This window comes from Bradyrhizobium sp. CIAT3101, assembly GCF_029714945.1.
GTDB lineage: Bacteria > Pseudomonadota > Alphaproteobacteria > Rhizobiales > Xanthobacteraceae > Bradyrhizobium.
The window spans coordinates 7,969,336-7,984,237 of sequence record NZ_CP121634.1 but is presented as its reverse complement, the minus strand read 5'-3'; the positions used below and the strand labels follow the sequence as shown (position 1 = coordinate 7,984,237).

The 14,902-nt window shown below is 64.8% G+C and carries 14 protein-coding genes; 3 read left to right on the top strand and 11 right to left on the bottom strand.

What is annotated here, in order from left to right; genetic code table 11:
• Positions 1 to 555: a 16S rRNA (guanine(966)-N(2))-methyltransferase RsmD gene (gene rsmD, locus QA645_RS37335; protein ID WP_283046101.1), complete on the top strand. Its 555-nt coding sequence runs from the start codon at positions 1 to 3 to the stop codon at positions 553 to 555.
• Between the two features lie 82 nt (positions 556 to 637).
• Here the strand turns inward: rsmD and mutL are convergent, their stop codons facing one another.
• Entirely contained in the window at positions 638 to 2,452 is a 1,815-nt protein-coding gene (gene mutL / locus QA645_RS37330) for a DNA mismatch repair endonuclease MutL (RefSeq protein WP_283046100.1), read from the bottom strand.
• A 242-nt stretch (positions 2,453 to 2,694) separates the two neighbouring features.
• On the opposite strand from mutL, the gene QA645_RS37325 reads away from it, so the two are divergent.
• Positions 2,695 to 3,012 carry a ribbon-helix-helix domain-containing protein gene (locus QA645_RS37325; protein ID WP_283046099.1) on the top strand — a complete coding sequence of 106 codons (318 nt, stop codon included), beginning with the start codon at positions 2,695 to 2,697 and terminating at the stop codon, positions 3,010 to 3,012.
• Between the two features lie 220 nt (positions 3,013 to 3,232).
• Here the strand turns inward: QA645_RS37325 and QA645_RS37320 are convergent, their stop codons facing one another.
• Genes QA645_RS37320 through QA645_RS37305 form a run of 4 tightly spaced genes read right to left on the bottom strand, consistent with a single transcriptional unit; the run spans position 3,233 to position 6,208 of the window.
• Entirely contained in the window at positions 3,233 to 4,801 is a 1,569-nt protein-coding gene (locus QA645_RS37320; protein WP_283046098.1) for a GMC family oxidoreductase, read from the bottom strand.
• 29 nt (positions 4,802 to 4,830) lie between these two features.
• A complete protein-coding gene (locus QA645_RS37315; RefSeq protein ID WP_254134415.1) occupies positions 4,831 to 5,379 on the bottom strand; it encodes a gluconate 2-dehydrogenase subunit 3 family protein in 549 nt (182 codons plus the stop codon).
• Between the two features lie 46 nt (positions 5,380 to 5,425).
• Positions 5,426 to 5,821 carry a VOC family protein gene (locus QA645_RS37310; RefSeq protein WP_254195639.1) on the bottom strand — a complete coding sequence of 132 codons (396 nt, stop codon included), beginning with the start codon at positions 5,819 to 5,821 and terminating at the stop codon, positions 5,426 to 5,428.
• Entirely contained in the window at positions 5,822 to 6,208 is a 387-nt protein-coding gene (locus tag QA645_RS37305) for a c-type cytochrome (RefSeq protein WP_283046097.1), read from the bottom strand.
• A gap of 329 nt (positions 6,209 to 6,537) precedes the next feature.
• Here QA645_RS37305 and QA645_RS37300 point away from each other — a divergent pair, with 329 nt between their 5' ends.
• On the top strand, positions 6,538 to 6,846 hold the full coding sequence (locus tag QA645_RS37300) for a hypothetical protein (RefSeq protein WP_283046096.1): 309 nt from the start codon (positions 6,538 to 6,540) through the stop codon (positions 6,844 to 6,846).
• A 94-nt stretch (positions 6,847 to 6,940) separates the two neighbouring features.
• On the opposite strand, the gene arfB is transcribed toward QA645_RS37300, so the two are convergent.
• The 6 genes from arfB to ileS form a co-directional block, all read right to left on the bottom strand.
• Positions 6,941 to 7,357: an alternative ribosome rescue aminoacyl-tRNA hydrolase ArfB gene (arfB, locus tag QA645_RS37295; RefSeq protein WP_254134411.1), complete on the bottom strand. Its 417-nt coding sequence runs from the start codon at positions 7,355 to 7,357 to the stop codon at positions 6,941 to 6,943.
• Between the two features lie 116 nt (positions 7,358 to 7,473).
• Complete coding sequence (locus QA645_RS37290; protein WP_283046095.1) at positions 7,474 to 8,946, bottom strand: pitrilysin family protein; 1,473 nt, start codon at positions 8,944 to 8,946, stop codon at positions 7,474 to 7,476.
• Positions 8,862 to 10,256, bottom strand: a complete 1,395-nt coding sequence (locus QA645_RS37285; RefSeq protein WP_283046094.1) for a pitrilysin family protein — start codon at positions 10,254 to 10,256, stop codon at positions 8,862 to 8,864. Before QA645_RS37285 ends, QA645_RS37290 begins: the two co-directional genes overlap by 85 nt.
• 190 nt (positions 10,257 to 10,446) lie before the next feature.
• Positions 10,447 to 11,178, bottom strand: a complete 732-nt coding sequence (locus QA645_RS37280; RefSeq protein ID WP_254134408.1) for a hypothetical protein — start codon at positions 11,176 to 11,178, stop codon at positions 10,447 to 10,449.
• Positions 11,179 to 11,288: 110 nt separating this feature from the next.
• Positions 11,289 to 11,783, bottom strand: coding sequence for a signal peptidase II (gene lspA, locus QA645_RS37275; RefSeq protein WP_254135543.1), 495 nt, complete (start codon positions 11,781 to 11,783; stop codon positions 11,289 to 11,291).
• 10 nt (positions 11,784 to 11,793) lie between these two features.
• Positions 11,794 to 14,802, bottom strand: a complete 3,009-nt coding sequence (gene ileS / locus QA645_RS37270; protein ID WP_283046093.1) for an isoleucine--tRNA ligase — start codon at positions 14,800 to 14,802, stop codon at positions 11,794 to 11,796.
• Positions 14,803 to 14,902: the final 100 nt, after the last annotated feature.

Here is a 14,902-nt window from a genome sequence, read left to right as displayed (position 1 = left end):
ATGCGCGTGGTCGGCGGTCGCTTGAAGGGGCGCAATCTCGCCTCACCGTCTTCGCGCGACATCCGTCCTACGGCGGATCGGCTGCGCGAGTCCGTGTTCAACATCCTCGTGCACGCCTATGACAATCCGATCGAGGACGCCCGCGTGCTCGATCTCTTTGCCGGCACAGGGGCGCTCGGCATCGAGGCGTCGTCACGCGGCGCGAAGTTCACGCTGTTCGTCGACAATGGTGCGGAGGCGCGTGCGCTGCTGCGTAACAACGTCGAGTCGCTCGGCCTCGGCGGCGTCACAAAAGTCTATCGTCGCGATGCGACCGATCTCGGCCTGGCACATCCCGTCGAGCCGTTCTCGCTGGTGTTCCTCGATCCGCCCTATGGCAAGGGTTTTGCGGAGAAGGCGCTGGCAAGCTTGCGGGACGGCGGCTGGCTGACGCCCGGGGCGTTGCTGGTGGTGGAAGAGGCGAAGGCCGCGCAGTTCGTGACGCCGGAAGGGTACGAGGAGCTGGAGCGGCGGGCGTATGACGATACGGAGTTCGTGTTTCTGAAGAGGCCATAGCCTCGCTGCCGATCATGCAAAGATCGTGGGCACGGCGCGTTGCGCCTTTGCCCACCCTACGGCACTAACCCGCCCTACGAAATCACCGCCGCCCGAACAGCTTCTCGACATCGGCGAGCTTCAGCTCCACATAGGTCGGCCGGCCGTGATTGCACTGGCCGGAGTTCGGCGTCTCCTCCATTTCGCGAAGCAGCGCGTTCATTTCCTCGGGCCGTAAGCGGCGGCCGGCGCGCACCGAACCGTGGCAGGCCATGGTGGCGGCGACGTGCATCAAGCGGCGATCCAGCGGCAGTGCATCGTCCCATTCTGCCATGTGTTCCGAGAGATCGCGCAACAGCCCGCCGGCATTGGTCTTGCCGAGCAGCGACGGCGTCTCGCGCACCGCGACCGCGCCCGGGCCGAAGGATTCGATCGCAAGTCCGAATGAAGCGAGTTCCTCGCTGCGCTCGAGCAGGCGCTCGACCGTTGCTTCGTCCATCTCGACGATCTCGGGGATCAACAGGATCTGCCGCTGCACGCCGTTTTCGGCAAGCGAAGCCTTCAGCCGCTCATAGACGATGCGCTCATGCGCGGCGTGCTGGTCGACGATGATGAGACCGTCGCGGGTCTGCGAAACGATATAGGTTTCGTGAAGCTGGGTGCGCGCAGCACCAAGCGGACGGTCGACGAGATCGGTCACAGGCTGCGGGTCGAAGCGTACGTCGGCGCTCGGCGCGCCGACGTCGAACGCGGCCTGAGCCCGCTCGGCGAAGGCGGGCGCGGCGGAGCCTTCGAATGACGGCATCGGCGCGACCGGAGCGGATGGCGAGGCTCGCCAGTCCCAGCTTGCCGGTCGTGGCGGCGTGAAGGCCGGGCGGAACGACGACAGCGCGCTCTCGCCGCTGTTGGCCGCGGTACGGCGTCCCTCACGCGCGAGGCCTTCTTTCAGCCCGTGCACGATCAGCGCACGGACGAGGCCTGCGTTACGGAAGCGCACCTCGGTCTTGGCCGGATGCACATTGGCATCGACCTCGCGCGGATCCAGTGTGACGAACAGTGCCAGCACCGGATGCCGGTCGCGCGGCAGATAGTCGGCATAGGCCCCGCGCACAGCGCCGAGGATCAGCTTGTCGCGCACCGGACGGCCGTTGACGAAGAGATATTGTCCGAGCGCGTTGGCCTTGGTCAGCGCAGGTGCTGCGGCGTAGCCTGCGACGACGACGCCTTCGCGCTCGGCATGGACCTCGAAGGCATGGCTGCGGAACTCCGCGCCCAGGATATCGCCGAGCCGCGTCAGGCGCCCGGCGGCGCCGGGCAGCGCCGCTGCCCAGGTCACCGGCGCGCGCTCCTCGCCCGCGAGCGTGAAGGCGACATCGGGCCGCGCCATCGCGAGCCGCCGCACCACCTCGCGGATTGCCTCCGCCTCGGTGCGGTCGGTCTTCAGAAACTTCAGCCGCGCCGGCGTCGCATAAAAGAGATCGTTGACCTCGACGCGGCTGCCGTGCGCGAGCGCAGCCGGCATGATCTCGGATTTCTCGCCGCCCTCGACAGTGAGCGCCCAGGCATGCGGCTCGCTGGCGTGCCGCGTGGTGATGGCGAGACGCGCGACCGAACCGATCGAGGGCAGCGCCTCGCCACGGAACCCAAGGGTCCGGATCTGAAGCAAATCCTCGTCGTCGAGCTTGGAGGTAGCATGGCGTTCGACCGCTAGCGACAGGTCCCCCTGGGTCATGCCGCCGCCGTCATCGGTGATGCCAATCCGCCGCCGTCCGCCGCCATCGGTGAAGACGTCGATCCGGCTTGCGCCGGCATCGATCGCGTTCTCGACGAGTTCCTTGACCACGCTCGCCGGACGCTCGACCACCTCGCCGGCGGCGATGCGGTTGACGACCTGCTCTGGAAGCTGACGGACGGGCATGGGGCTTTCGATTTGGATTCGCGGAACGGCGCTATTCTAGGCCGTGTTGCGTCAAAAGCATGTGTTGGGCAACAGGCGTGTGGGAGCCTGGGGAAGAGGGATGCCTATCACATTGAAGACATTGGGCGTTCGAGAAAATCCCGCAACCGGCGCGGACCGCTCTCCGGCTACGGTCCCTGATTGTGGGGGGCCGGGCAGCGGTGTAGCATCGTGAAAAAATGGCAACAGGACGGGAGGACGCCATGTGCCATCTCTTCGCGCACCAGCCCCAACGCGACTATGAATCCCAGACCCGGTCTTTGCGGATCGGTGGGCACTGTACGTCGATCCGGCTGGAGATGGCGTTCTGGGACACGCTGGAGGAGATCGCGGCCAAGGAGAGCATGAGCGTCGGCAAGTTCCTGACGACGCTCTACAACGAGGTGCTCGACCACCATGGCGAGGTCAACAATTTCGCCTCGCTGCTGCGCTGCTCGTGCTTGATCTATCGCTCCAAGAGCCTGGCGCCGGTGCAGGAGTTCAAGGCCACCGTGGCGCCGATTCTCGACGCGGCCGAATAGCGCTAAGTGCGAGCCCGCATCCACATTCTCGATGTCGTCCCGGCGAACGCCGGGAGCCATACCGCGGAATCAATCGAGTGCGGGTGATCGGCGTACCGAACGACTAATCTTCGTCACACTTCTCCCTGTGGTTATGGGTCCCGGCGTTCGCCGGGACGACACCTTGAGTGTGGATACGCAATCTCTCCTCGATGCCGTCCTGCGCGATGACGGCGCCAGATCAGATCTCCTTCTTCTGCATCGCCCCTGCAATGTAGTCCGCCTGCCGGATCGCGAGCGCGACGATGGTCAGCGTCGGGTTGCAGGCCGCGCCGCTGGTGAACTGGCTGCCGTCGGAGACGAACAGGTTCTTCACGTCGTGGCTCTGTCCGAACTTGTTGACCACGCCGTCGCGCGGTTTCTCGCTCATCCGGTTGGAGCCGAGATTGTGCGTGCTCGGATAGGGTGGTGTCGGATAGGTCACGGTGGCGCCGACGGCGTCATAGACCGCCGCGCCCTGCTTGTAGGCGTGCGCCCGCATCGCGAGGTCATTGGGATGATCGTCGTAATGCACGCTCGCGACGGGCTGGCCGAACTTGTCCTTCACGGTTGGATCGAGCGTGATGCGGTTGGTCTCCTGCGGCATGTCCTCGCCGACCAGCCACATGCCGGCCATCCGCGGATAGCCGTCGATCGCAGCGGTGAACGGCCGGCCCCATGAGCCGGGATTGAGGAACGCCGCCATGAAGGGCAGTCCGAGCGACAGCGTCTCCATCTCATAGCCGCCGACGAAGCCGCGCTTCGGATTATTGGCCGCCTCGTCGCGGATGATGCCGGCCATTGTGGTGCCGCGATACATGTGCACCGACTTCTCGAACACGGCGTAGACGCTGCCGGTCATGTGACGCATGTAGTTGCGGCCGACCTGACCGCTCGAGTTGCCGAGGCCGTCGGGGAACATGCTCGACGCGCTGTTGAGCAGCAGCCGCGGGCTCTCGATTGAATTGCCTGCGACTGCGACGATCCGCGCCTTCTGGCGTTGCATCGCCCCGCTCTCGTCGGCATAGACCACGCCGGTGACCTTGCCGCTCGCATCGTGCTCGATCTTGACCACCATGCTGCCGGGGCGGACCTCCAGATTGCCGGTTGCCTCGCCCTTGGGGATCTCGGTGTAGAGCGTCGACCATTTCGCGCCGGATTTGCAGCCCTGGAAGCAGAAGCCGATCTGCTGGCAGGACCCGCGTCCGTCGCGCGGCTGGCTGTTGATCGCCATGTTGCCGGTGTGCACGGTCTTGTAGCCGAGCTTTTTCGCGCCGGCCTCGAGCACCCGGAAATTGTTGTTGCCGGGAAGTCCGGGAATGCCGTTGGTGCGGGTCACGCCCATCTTGTTCTCGGCCTTGGCGTACCACGGCTCCATCTCCGCGAGCGTCACCGGCCAGTCCAAAACGTTCGCACCGGGGATGTTGCCGTAGGTGCTCTTGATCTTGAACTCGTGCTCGTCGAAGCGCAGCGAGGCGCCGGCCCAGTGGATGGTGGAGCCGCCGACCGCCTTGACGATCCAGGCGGGCAGGCCCGAGAAATCCTTGGCGACGCGCCAGTTGCCTGACGTGGTGCGGGCATCGGTCCAGGCGAGCTGTGAGAAGCTGTCCCACTCGTCATTGATGAAGTCCTGGTTCTCGATGCGCGGACCGGCCTCGAGGATGACGACCTTGACGCCCTTCTGCGCGAGCTCGTTGCCCAGCGTGCCGCCGCCGGCGCCGGAGCCGACGATCACCACAACGCTGTTATCGTTCAGATCGAATTTTGCCATATGCGTTCTCCTGAACCGTTGGGTGCGACCTAGGCCTTCGGCAGCCAGTCGATGTCGGCGAAGCCGCGGTTGATGTAACCGCCGTGCTCGGCGGAGGAGCCCTCGTAGCCGAACCGCGGCCAGACCTCTTTCTGGTTGTAGAGGGAGACGACGAGATCGCCGCGAACCTTCTGGAAGAAGTCGCTTCCCTCGATCTCCTTCAGCAGCACCACGCGATCGGCTTCCCAGGGCACCTCGGCATAAGGCGCCTTGTGGCGATCCTTCGCGTTCTGGTCGAGCCGCGCGATGCCGTCGCTGATGAGCGACTTGACGGCGGGGTCCTTGGCAGCCTTGTCGTCCCACGGCTTGATCGCGGTGATGTAGTAGCTGTCGCCGAGAACGTCGTGCGGATAGATGTCGCGCGCGACCTTCAGCAGGGTCTTCATCGTCGCGGGCGAAAGTGTGCCGGCCTCATCGGCCCAGGCGTCCTCGATGTTGACGGCGACACTGGTCGCCACAGCCACGACCGGGACGGCGGTCGCTGCGCCCTTGAGAAAGACGCGACGGCTATGCTTGCTTCGACGATCGACTTCTCTCATGGGTTCCTCCGTAGGTCTTTTATGATTGGGATTTCCGTGATCGTGATCAGCCGAAACGTCCGCCCCGCTGGATCACTTCGATCTTGTAACCATCGGGATCGCTGACGAAGAAGAAGCGCGCCAGCGTCTTGCCGTCGTGCTTGAAGTCGCGCAGCGGCCCCGGTGCGAGCTGCTCGCGGGCGAAGCGGGCATGCTCGGCATCGAGATCCTCGACCACCACGGCGAGATGGCCGTAGCCGTCGCCGAGCTGGTACGGTTCCTTGCGATCAAAGTTGACCGTCAGCTCGACCTCGAAAGGTGAGGAGGGGTGACGCAGATAGATCAGTGCAAAGTCCGGAAACTTCAGATGATCCACGACTTCGAGGTGGAAAGCGCGCCGGTAGAAGTCGAGCGATCGTGCCTCGTCGCGTACGCGGATCATGGAATGGACAGGCTTGGCCATTCAGTTCAGCTCCTTGAGATAGGCGATGATGGCGGTGCGCGTTTCCGGCTTGCCCTGACGGTAGGCCATGATCGTGCCGGGAATGACGGCCTGCGGATTGGTCAGCCACGCATCAAGCTTGGCGTCGTCCCAGGTGAAATCAGCTTTCGCGAGACCGTCGGAGTAGCGAAAGCCTTCAATCTTGCCGGCCGCTCGCCCCACGACCTTCACCAGCGGCGGACCCTGTCGCATCGGTTCCGACAGATTGGTGGTGTGACACACCGCGCATTGCTGCTTGAACAGTGTCGCGCCATCCGGCGGCTTCGCGGCCGGCAACGGCATCTGCGCATCGGCAATACGTGTCGCCAGCACCATCGCGGTGCACAATCCAAGAACGACTGCGCGCATCGCCAAGACCCGTCTATCCACGACAAAAATCAGCGTGCGCAAACTCTAGGCGGCACAAAACATGCCGTGGTAGTAGCGGGCTGTTTCATCGCGCAAGCGATTCAAATTGCAAAATCGCGATCAGTCATTCCACGCGAATGTTCCGCGCTGCCGCATATGAGGAGCGCAATTTCGCGAAAGCGCCTCCAAATCCCTAAACGATGACCACACCATGCGGGTTGGATCGCGGGCACGCCGTTCGTGCAATCGACGCGATCGGGCGGTTTGGTTTCCGCGAACGGCGTGGGGAATGGCCAAGCTGCTCATCGCGGAAAATCCAGGAGACATGGATGAAGTTGGTGAAGACCTCAGTGATCGCTTGTGCTCTTTCCGCCCTGCTTGCGGGCCCCGTCCTTGCGCAGGGAGTGTCATCCGACACCAAGTTGCGTGGCGGCGCGCAAGGCAAGACAATCCAAGGCGGCGTCGCGGGCAATAGCGAAGAAGAGCTGGAAGCGCAGCCGGGCGGTGCGGGCCAGACTGGCATGAAGCCGGCCAAGAGCACGAAGGGCACGGTCGGCACCACGGGCAGTGCCACGCACAAGAGCGCCACCGACGGGTCCGCTCCGGGCGGGGCGGCGACCAGCGGCAAGCGCTACTGACGCACGAGATTTGAGTGAGCGAACCTCCGGTCGCATGGCGGCCGGAGGTTTTGCTATGCCCGGCAGTTCAATCTTCGTGGCCGATGAAGGCCACTCAATCGTCGAAGCGTCCGCCGCGACCGGCCTTGACGTCGCTGCGGCGCTTCTTGCCGTCGAGCCGTCGCTGTTTGGAGGCAAAGGTCGGCCGCGTTGCGCGGCGCGGCGTCGGCCGGATCATCGCTTCGCTCAGGATCTCGACGAGGCGGTCGATGGCGTCCTGCCGGTTGCGCTCCTGGGTGCGGAAGCGCTGGGCGTGGATTACGATCACGCCGTCCTTGGTCATGCGCTGGCCGGCGATGCGGGCGAGCCGGATCGCCGCATCCTCAGGGATGGTCAGCTTGCGCGTGTCGAAGCGCAGTTGGGCCGACGTCGAGACCTTGTTGACGTTCTGCCCGCCCGGGCCGGAGGCGCGGACAAAGCCGATCTCGATGTCGTCCTCGTCGATAACGAGATCGCGGGATATCCGCAGCATGATGGCACCATTGGCGATATCACGACATATCGCGGAACATCCTTGTTCGGCAATGGTGCATCTGGAAACGCAAATGGCCGGGCGAGCCCGGCCATTTCAGGAAACGTCGGGAGACGTCAGTTCGACTTGGTCGCCGGCGCCGCGGCCGGTTGCGCCGCAGCCTGCGGGGCGCGGCCGACGATGACGGTCAGCAGTCCCTGGCCCCATAGCCGCTTGGCGGCGGCCTTGGCGTCGTCCAGCGTCACCGCGTCGACGATGGCGTTGCGCTTCTCGATATAGTCGATCGGCAGCTTGTCCTGCTGGTATTGGAGCAGCGCCTGCGCGAGCTTGGACGAGGTGTCGAGCGCCAGCATCTGCGAGCCCTTGAGGTACGACTTGGCCTCGTCGAGCTCCTTCTGCGTCGGACCCTCGTCGGCGATGCGGCGCACTTCCTTCTCGATGGCATCCATGGTGTCACCGGAGCGGTCGGCACGGGTGCCGGTGTTGCCGATGAAGATCGCCGAATGCTCCATCCAGAGCAGCGATTCGAACACGGAATAGGCTAGCCCGCGCTTTTCACGCACTTCACGGTAGAGCCGCGAGGACAGGCCGCCGCCACCGAGGATATGGTTCACGACATAGGCCGCCATGAAGGTCGGATCGCTGCGCTTCACACCGGGGCCGCCGAAGGTGATCACGGTCTGCGGCACGTCGAGCGGCACGAAGGCGCGCTGCGGCGGCTTGGCGGCCTCGACGTCCGGCACCGGCACGAGATTGGCCTTGGCCGGCAGTGCGCCAAACGTGTGGTCGAGCAGCTTGCCCAGGGTCGCCGGGTCGACGTCGCCGACGACGGCGACCTTCAGGGTGTCCTTGGCAAGGTTGCGCGCGACGTAATCCTTCATGTCGGCGACCGTGATGGTCGGCACGCTCTCCAGCGTGCCGTTGGTCTGCCGTCCATAGGGATGATCGCCGAACGTCATCTCCAGGAACTTGCGGCTCGCGAGCGAGGTCGGGTTGGTGGTGTCGCGTCGCAGGCCCGAGATGACCTGCGAGCGGATACGCTCGACATCGGCCGCGTCGAAATGCGGCGAGGTCAGCGCGGACCGCAACAGATCGAAGGCCTCGTCCTTGTTGTCGCGCAACATGCGCAGGCTGCCGCGGAAGGTGTCGCGGGTGGCACTGAAGGAGAGTTCGATGGCGCGGCGGTCGAGCCGCTCATGGAACGTCTTGGAATCGAGATCGCCGGAGCCCTCATCGAGGAGGTCGCCGACCAGATTGGCGACGCCCGGCTTGTCCTTGGGATCCTGCGCCGAGCCGCCGGCAAAGGAATATTCCATGGCAATCAGCGGCACGGTCGCGTCCTGGACGAACCAGGCCTCGATGCCGCCCGGCGAGACCAGGCGCTGGATTTTTGCTGCCGCCTGCGACGGCGAGATCGTGGCGAGCGCGAGTGCCGCGCCGGTGGCGACGGAGAGCGCGAAGTGTCTTGCGCGCAGGACGTGTCTTGCACGGAGGAAGGAATGGGTCACGAACGCTTCTCCTCGCGCTTGGCAGCGGTGCTGGTGTCCTTGATCAGATAGCCGGTCACCGAGCGCTTCTTCTCGAGCCATTTTTGCGCGGCTTCACGGACCTGCTCGGCGGTGACGGCGCGGATGCGGTCCGGCCAGCTCCGGATGTCCTCGATCGACAGGCCGGTGGTCAGTGCGCCGCCATACCAGCGCGCCAGCACCGCCTGATTATCCTGAGCGTAGATCGCTTCCGCGATCAGCTGGGTCTTTACGCGTTCCAGATCTTCGGCGCGGACTGTGTTTTGCGCGATGTCGGCGATGACGCCGTCGATCACTTGTTCGACCTCCGCAAAACTGACGCCCGGTTTCGGCGAGGCCGACACCGCGAACTGGGTCGGGTCGAGCGAGATGCTGGAATAGCTGGCACTGGCGGAGACCGCGAGCGGCTTGTCGACCACGAGGGCGCGATAGAGATAGGAGTTGCTGCCGCTGCCCATCAACTGCGCCAGCACATCGAGTGCGGCGCTCTCGCCGGCCGCGGCCGTCGTCGCCGACGGCACCAGATAATAGCGGCGCAGGCTCGGCTGTTCGACGCGCGGGTCGGACAGCGTGACGGTGCGCGGTGCCGCCGGCTCCGGCTCCTGCGGGCGGATGCGCTGCGCGGGGATCGCGGGCTGGGCCGGGATCGGGCCGAAATTGCGTTCGACCAGCGGGCGCACGTCGGTGGCCTCGACGTCGCCGGCGATCACCAGGATCGCGTTGTTCGGCGCGTAGAAGCGGCGGTAGAAGGCGAGGGCGTCCTCGCGATTGAGCTTCTCGATCTCCTGGTGCCAGCCGATCACCGGCCGGCCATAGGGATGGTTGAGATAGAGCGCAGCCATGATCTGTTCGTTGAGGCGCGCGTCCGGGCTGTTGGCGACGCGCATGTTGTACTCTTCGAGCACGACGTCGCGCTCGGGCAGCACATTCTCGTCCTTGAGGATCAGGCCGGTCATGCGATCAGCCTCGAACTCCATCATGGTCGGGAGCTGCTCTTTCGGCACGCGCTGGTAGTAGTTGGTGTAGTCGACCGAAGTCGATGCATTCTCGTTGCCGCCGACGCGGAGCACGGTCTGCGAGAACTCGCCGACCGGATGCTTCTCCGTGCCCTTGAACATCAGGTGCTCGAGGAAGTGGGCGAGGCCGGATTTGCCTGGCGTCTCGTCAGCCGAGCCGACCTTGTACCAGATCATCTCCGTGACCACGGGCGTGCGGTGATCAGGGATCACCACGACCTGGAGGCCGTTGCTGAGCGTGAAGCTGGCGGGCGGCGCAGACGTGACCGTCGTCTGGGCGAGTGCGCTGCCGACGACGAGGGCAGATGTCGAAAGCAGCGCGGCGAAGAGGCAAACAACCGATCGGTGTGAGGACATCACGATCCTTGTAAAGGCCCGGACCCTGTCCGGGCGTGAAAGCACGGCATGCTACACCGCGCGGCTTTGAGCTTCGGGTCACGAAGCAGAGAACGCGGTCAAGTTGTACTTAAAAATAGGTCATCTGCCGCGTCCGGCCTACGCCGGACGGCCGCGGCGGGGCCGCGTCTGCGTGCGATGGACAAGGAGCCTATTGCTCCTTTTCCTTACCCGACCTGACGTCGAAATAGGTCCGCTTCGACTTATCCTCGCCGGTACCATAGGCATAGCTCGACGAAGGCGTCTGATATCCCGGCGGCGGTTCGGTCAGAGACTGGCGCGGCGGCTCGGACGTGAATTGCTTGCTCTCGTCCTTGTTGTTCGAAAACATCTTGAACAGGCCGCCGGTGTAACCGAGTTCGGCCGGGCTCATCGTCGGGTGGTTGGTATTGGAGCCCGGCTGGGCCGGATCATTGACCGTCTTGTCGGGGCCGGCCGTCTTGTGGGCGTCCAGCTCGGCCGGCGACAGCGGCCGCGCATTTTTCAAATACTCCGCCTGCTTGTTGCCCGCCTTCTTCCGCTCAGCGATGGCCGCCTTGCGGCGCTTCTCGTCGGGATCCTTCGGCCAGTTCGGCGCGTTCGCGGCGTCGGCGCTGGCAGGCGGCGGCAGGTCGAGGTTCGGCGGCACCACCAGCGGCGACCGCTCGCGGTACTCGATGCCCTTCTTCTCCATGCTCTTGGCGCCGATGCCGGACATCAGATTGTCGATGAGCTTCTCTTCGAAGGTCATGTCGTCGTCATCGTCGCCATCATCACCGGCGCGGACCGGGCCTGCCGACATGACGAGACCGATGCCGAGGGCTACGGCTGACAATTTCAGCGCCAGCCAAAGTCCCCGCCGGGCGTCTCGGCCGATCGAACCGCTGGTCTGGAAGCTGCGCATGCCTATACCTGTTCCATATTGTGGCAGATTTGATCGTGCCAGCCTTGCCGCGTCGCGCGCGACCACCCCTCGCCATGCAAGGTTCCACCTCCGGCCCGTATCGGCCGGGATCAGGGCGCTTTTGCGGCGGGTACCCCCAGGAAGGAATCATACAATAGGGCCGCCACCCCAGCAACGATGGCCACGTCTGCCAGGTTGAAGACGTACCAATTATAGGTAATTCCGCCGATTTCGATGTGGAACAGGGCAAAATCGACCACCGCGCCATAGGCCAGGCGGTCGATGCCATTGCCGATGGCACCGCCGATGATCAGCCCCAGGGCCACCGTGGCGAGCCGGGTCTGCGACCGCGCCATCCAGATCGCGAGCGCGATCACCGCGACGACCTTCACCGCCATCAGCGCGAGCTGCGCGGCCTGACCGTCATTCTGGAGCCAGCCGAAGCTGATGCCGATGTTCCAGGCCAGCACCAGGTCGAAGAACGGCATCACCTTCACCACGCCGCGGCGGGCGAGGTCGAACCCGTTCAGCAGCCAGAGCTTTGAGGCCTGATCGGCCACGAGCGTGACCACGGCCGCGAGGATGCCGGCGCGGAGCGGGGTCATGGCAGGCCGATCAGACGCTCACGCCCAACGCCTTCCATTCGCGCAGCGCCTTGGCATCGCGCGGGGTGACGTCGGGATACTCAGGGTCTTCACCCACGGTCGGCGAGATCTTCCAGGAGCGGGCGCATTTGGTGCCGACGGCCTTCTCCACCACGACGGCGACGCCGGGCACGGCGTCGAGACGGAATGCAGAGGCCGGCGCCTCGCCCTCACGCACCTCGTAGTTCGAGGTGATGCAGATCTCGGCGAGGTCGGTGTCGAACAACGTCGCCAGCATGTCGCGGTCGGCGACATAGATCACCGGCGAGGCCTCGAGCGAGGAGCCGATGTTCTTGGCGGCACGTTCGAGCTCCAGCGCGCCGGTGACGACGCGGCGGACGTTGCGGATGCTCTCCCACTTCGCGGCGAGCTTGTCGTCGCGAAGCTTTTCGAGACCTTCCGGGAACAGCGTCAGATGCACCGATGCTTCGGCGTCCGGCCTGTACATCCGCCAGCCTTCCTCGGCGGTGAAGCTCAGGACCGGCGCCAGCCATTTCAGGATCGAGTTGCACAGCAGGTCGATCGTGGTCAGCGCCGCCTTGCGCGTCAGCGAGGACGGCGGATCGCAATAGAGCGTGTCCTTGCGGATGTCGAAATAGAACGCCGAGAGCTCGCTGTTCAGGAAGGCGGACAGCGTTGCGACCACGTTCTTGAAGTCGAACGTCTCATAGGCCTTGCGGACCAATTCGGCGCGGAGCGCAAGCTCGTGCAGCATCAGCCGCTCGAGCTCGGGCATCTCGGCGGGCGCGATCGCGTCGGCCGGCTTGTAGTGATGCAGCGTGCCGAGCATCCAGCGCACGGTGTTGCGCAGCTTGCGATAGGTCTCGACCGTATTCTTCAGGATCTCGGGGCCGATGCGCTGATCGTCAGTATAGTCGCAGGACGCGACCCAGAGCCTCAGGATGTCGGCGCCGGATTCCTTGATGACGGACTGCGGCTCGATGGTGTTGCCGAGCGACTTCGACATCTTGCGGCCGTCCTCGGCCTGGGTGAAGCCGTGGGTCAGCACGATGTCGTAGGGCGCGCGACCGCGGGTGCCGCAGCTTTCCAGCAGCGAAGAGTGGAACCAGCCGCGATGCTGGTCCGAGCCTTCGAGGTACATCACGGTGTCGGTGCCGCCGTCGACCTTGCGCTTGATGCCGGCGAGGCCGGGGAATTGCACGGGGTCTTCAAGCACGAAGGCGTGCGTCGAACCGGAATCGAACCAGACGTCGAGAATGTCGTCGACCTTCTGCCAGTTCTCGCCGGCATGCGGTCCGAGGAAGCGCTCGCGCGCGCCCGTGGCGTACCAGGCATCCGCGCCTTCCTTTTCGAAGGCGTCGCCGATACGGGTGTTGACAGCCTCGTCCTGGAGGATCTCGGCGGAGCCGTCGCCCTTCTCGCGGACGAACACGGCGATCGGCACGCCCCAGGCGCGCTGGCGCGAGATCACCCAGTCGGGGCGCGCCTCGATCATGCCGTTGATGCGGTTCTCGCCTGACGGCGGAACCCATTGCGTCACCGAGATCGCGTGCAGCGCGCGGGCGCGCAGCGTGTCGCCGCTCTTCGCCTTGCCGTTGGCCGCGATGTCCTTGTCCATCGCGATGAACCATTGCGGCGTGTTGCGGAAGATCACCGGCTTCTTCGAGCGCCAGGAATGCGGATATTGGTGCTTGAGCCGGCCGCGCGCGAGCAGCATGCCCTTGTCGACGAGCGCCTTGATCACGGCCTCGTTGGCGTCACCCTTCTCGCCCTTGTCGTTGATGACGCGCTTGCCCGCAAAACCCGGCGCGTGGTCGGTATAGGCGCCGTTCTCGTCGACGGTGTAGGGGATCGCGCTGCTGATGCCGCGGGCATCGAGCTCGCGGGTATTCACCGTCCAGACGTCGAAGTCTTCGCGGCCATGGCTGGGCGCGGTGTGGACGAAGCCGGTGCCGGTGTCGTCGGTGACGTGGTCGCCGGACAGCAGCGGCACGATGAAATCATAGCCGCCGGCAAGCCCCTTGAGCGGGTGCGCGCATTCGATCGCGTCCATGGTGTCGCCGGGGATGTCGCGGACCTTCTCGAAGGCCGTGACGCGGGCCTGCTTGAACACTTCTTCGGCGAGCGCATCGGCGAGGATCAGGAGATCGCCGGTCTTGGCCCAATTATCCGCCGGAGCGTCCGTCACCTTGTAGAGGCCATAGGCGATCTTCGGCGAGAACGAGATCGCGCGGTTGCCGGGCAAGGTCCAGGGTGTAGTGGTCCAGATCACGACGCTGGCCGAGGCCAGCGCGCCATGTGCCGGCGAGGTGACCGGGAATTTCACCCAGACCATGTCCGAGGTGTAGTCCTCGTACTCGACCTCGGCTTCGGCGAGCGCGGTTTTCTCGACCACGCTCCACATCACCGGCTTGGAGCCGCGATACAGCGTGCCGTTGGCGGCGAACTTCATCAGCTCGCGCGCGATCTGGGCTTCGGCCGGATAGTTCATGGTGGCGTAGGGATGAGCCCAGTCGCCGATCACGCCGAGACGCTTGAACTCCTCGCGCTGCACGTTGAGCCAGTGCGTGGCGTAGGCGCGGCACTCCTTGCGGAAGGCGATCATCGCGGTTGAGTCGCGGAAGTCGGGCTTCTGCTTGCCCTTCTTGCGATAGTGCTCTTCCTCGACCTTCCACTCGATCGGCAGACCGTGGCAGTCCCAGCCGGGCACGTAGTTGGAATCGAAGCCCAGCATCTGCTGGCTCTTGGTGACGAGATCCTTGAGGATCTTGTTCAGCGCCGTGCCGATGTGGATGTTGCCGTTGGCATAGGGTGGGCCGTCGTGCAGCACGAACTTGTCGCGGCCCTTCGCGTTCTCGCGCAGCTTTTCGTAGAGGCCGATCTCGTACCAGCGCTTGAGGATTTCCGGCTCGCGCTGCGGCAGGCCGGCGCGCATCGGGAATTCGGTCTGCGGCAGGAACAGGGTCTTCGAATAGTCTTTGGCTTCAGACTTTTGGGACTTCTGCGGCTTTTCGGACATGAGGCTGACTGGCTCGGAATGGCGCGGGAACGGATGGCGATGCGGAATCGCGGGGTGAAACGACAAAATCCCGGTCTTGCGCCGAGCCGAAGGCTCAGGC

What these genes read in the sequence shown, in the direction of transcription:
- ileS (WP_283046093.1), bottom strand. Translation starts at nt 14,802, where the DNA reads ATGTCCGAAAAGCCGCAGAAGTCCCAAAAGTCTGAAGCCAAAGACTAT.
- QA645_RS37300 (WP_283046096.1), top strand. Translation starts at nt 6,538, where the DNA reads ATGAAGTTGGTGAAGACCTCAGTGATCGCTTGTGCTCTTTCCGCCCTG.
- rsmD (WP_283046101.1), top strand. Translation starts at nt 1, where the DNA reads ATGCGCGTGGTCGGCGGTCGCTTGAAGGGGCGCAATCTCGCCTCACCG.
- QA645_RS37305 (WP_283046097.1), bottom strand. Translation starts at nt 6,208, where the DNA reads ATGCGCGCAGTCGTTCTTGGATTGTGCACCGCGATGGTGCTGGCGACA.
- lspA (WP_254135543.1), bottom strand. Translation starts at nt 11,783, where the DNA reads ATGACCCCGCTCCGCGCCGGCATCCTCGCGGCCGTGGTCACGCTCGTG.
- QA645_RS37315 (WP_254134415.1), bottom strand. Translation starts at nt 5,379, where the DNA reads ATGAGAGAAGTCGATCGTCGAAGCAAGCATAGCCGTCGCGTCTTTCTC.
- mutL (WP_283046100.1), bottom strand. Translation starts at nt 2,452, where the DNA reads ATGCCCGTCCGTCAGCTTCCAGAGCAGGTCGTCAACCGCATCGCCGCC.
- QA645_RS37280 (WP_254134408.1), bottom strand. Translation starts at nt 11,178, where the DNA reads ATGCGCAGCTTCCAGACCAGCGGTTCGATCGGCCGAGACGCCCGGCGG.
- QA645_RS37310 (WP_254195639.1), bottom strand. Translation starts at nt 5,821, where the DNA reads ATGGCCAAGCCTGTCCATTCCATGATCCGCGTACGCGACGAGGCACGA.
- QA645_RS37290 (WP_283046095.1), bottom strand. Translation starts at nt 8,946, where the DNA reads ATGGCTCGAGAAGAAGCGCTCGGTGACCGGCTATCTGATCAAGGACAC.
- arfB (WP_254134411.1), bottom strand. Translation starts at nt 7,357, where the DNA reads ATGCTGCGGATATCCCGCGATCTCGTTATCGACGAGGACGACATCGAG.
- QA645_RS37320 (WP_283046098.1), bottom strand. Translation starts at nt 4,801, where the DNA reads ATGGCAAAATTCGATCTGAACGATAACAGCGTTGTGGTGATCGTCGGC.
- QA645_RS37325 (WP_283046099.1), top strand. Translation starts at nt 2,695, where the DNA reads ATGTGCCATCTCTTCGCGCACCAGCCCCAACGCGACTATGAATCCCAG.
- QA645_RS37285 (WP_283046094.1), bottom strand. Translation starts at nt 10,256, where the DNA reads ATGTCCTCACACCGATCGGTTGTTTGCCTCTTCGCCGCGCTGCTTTCG.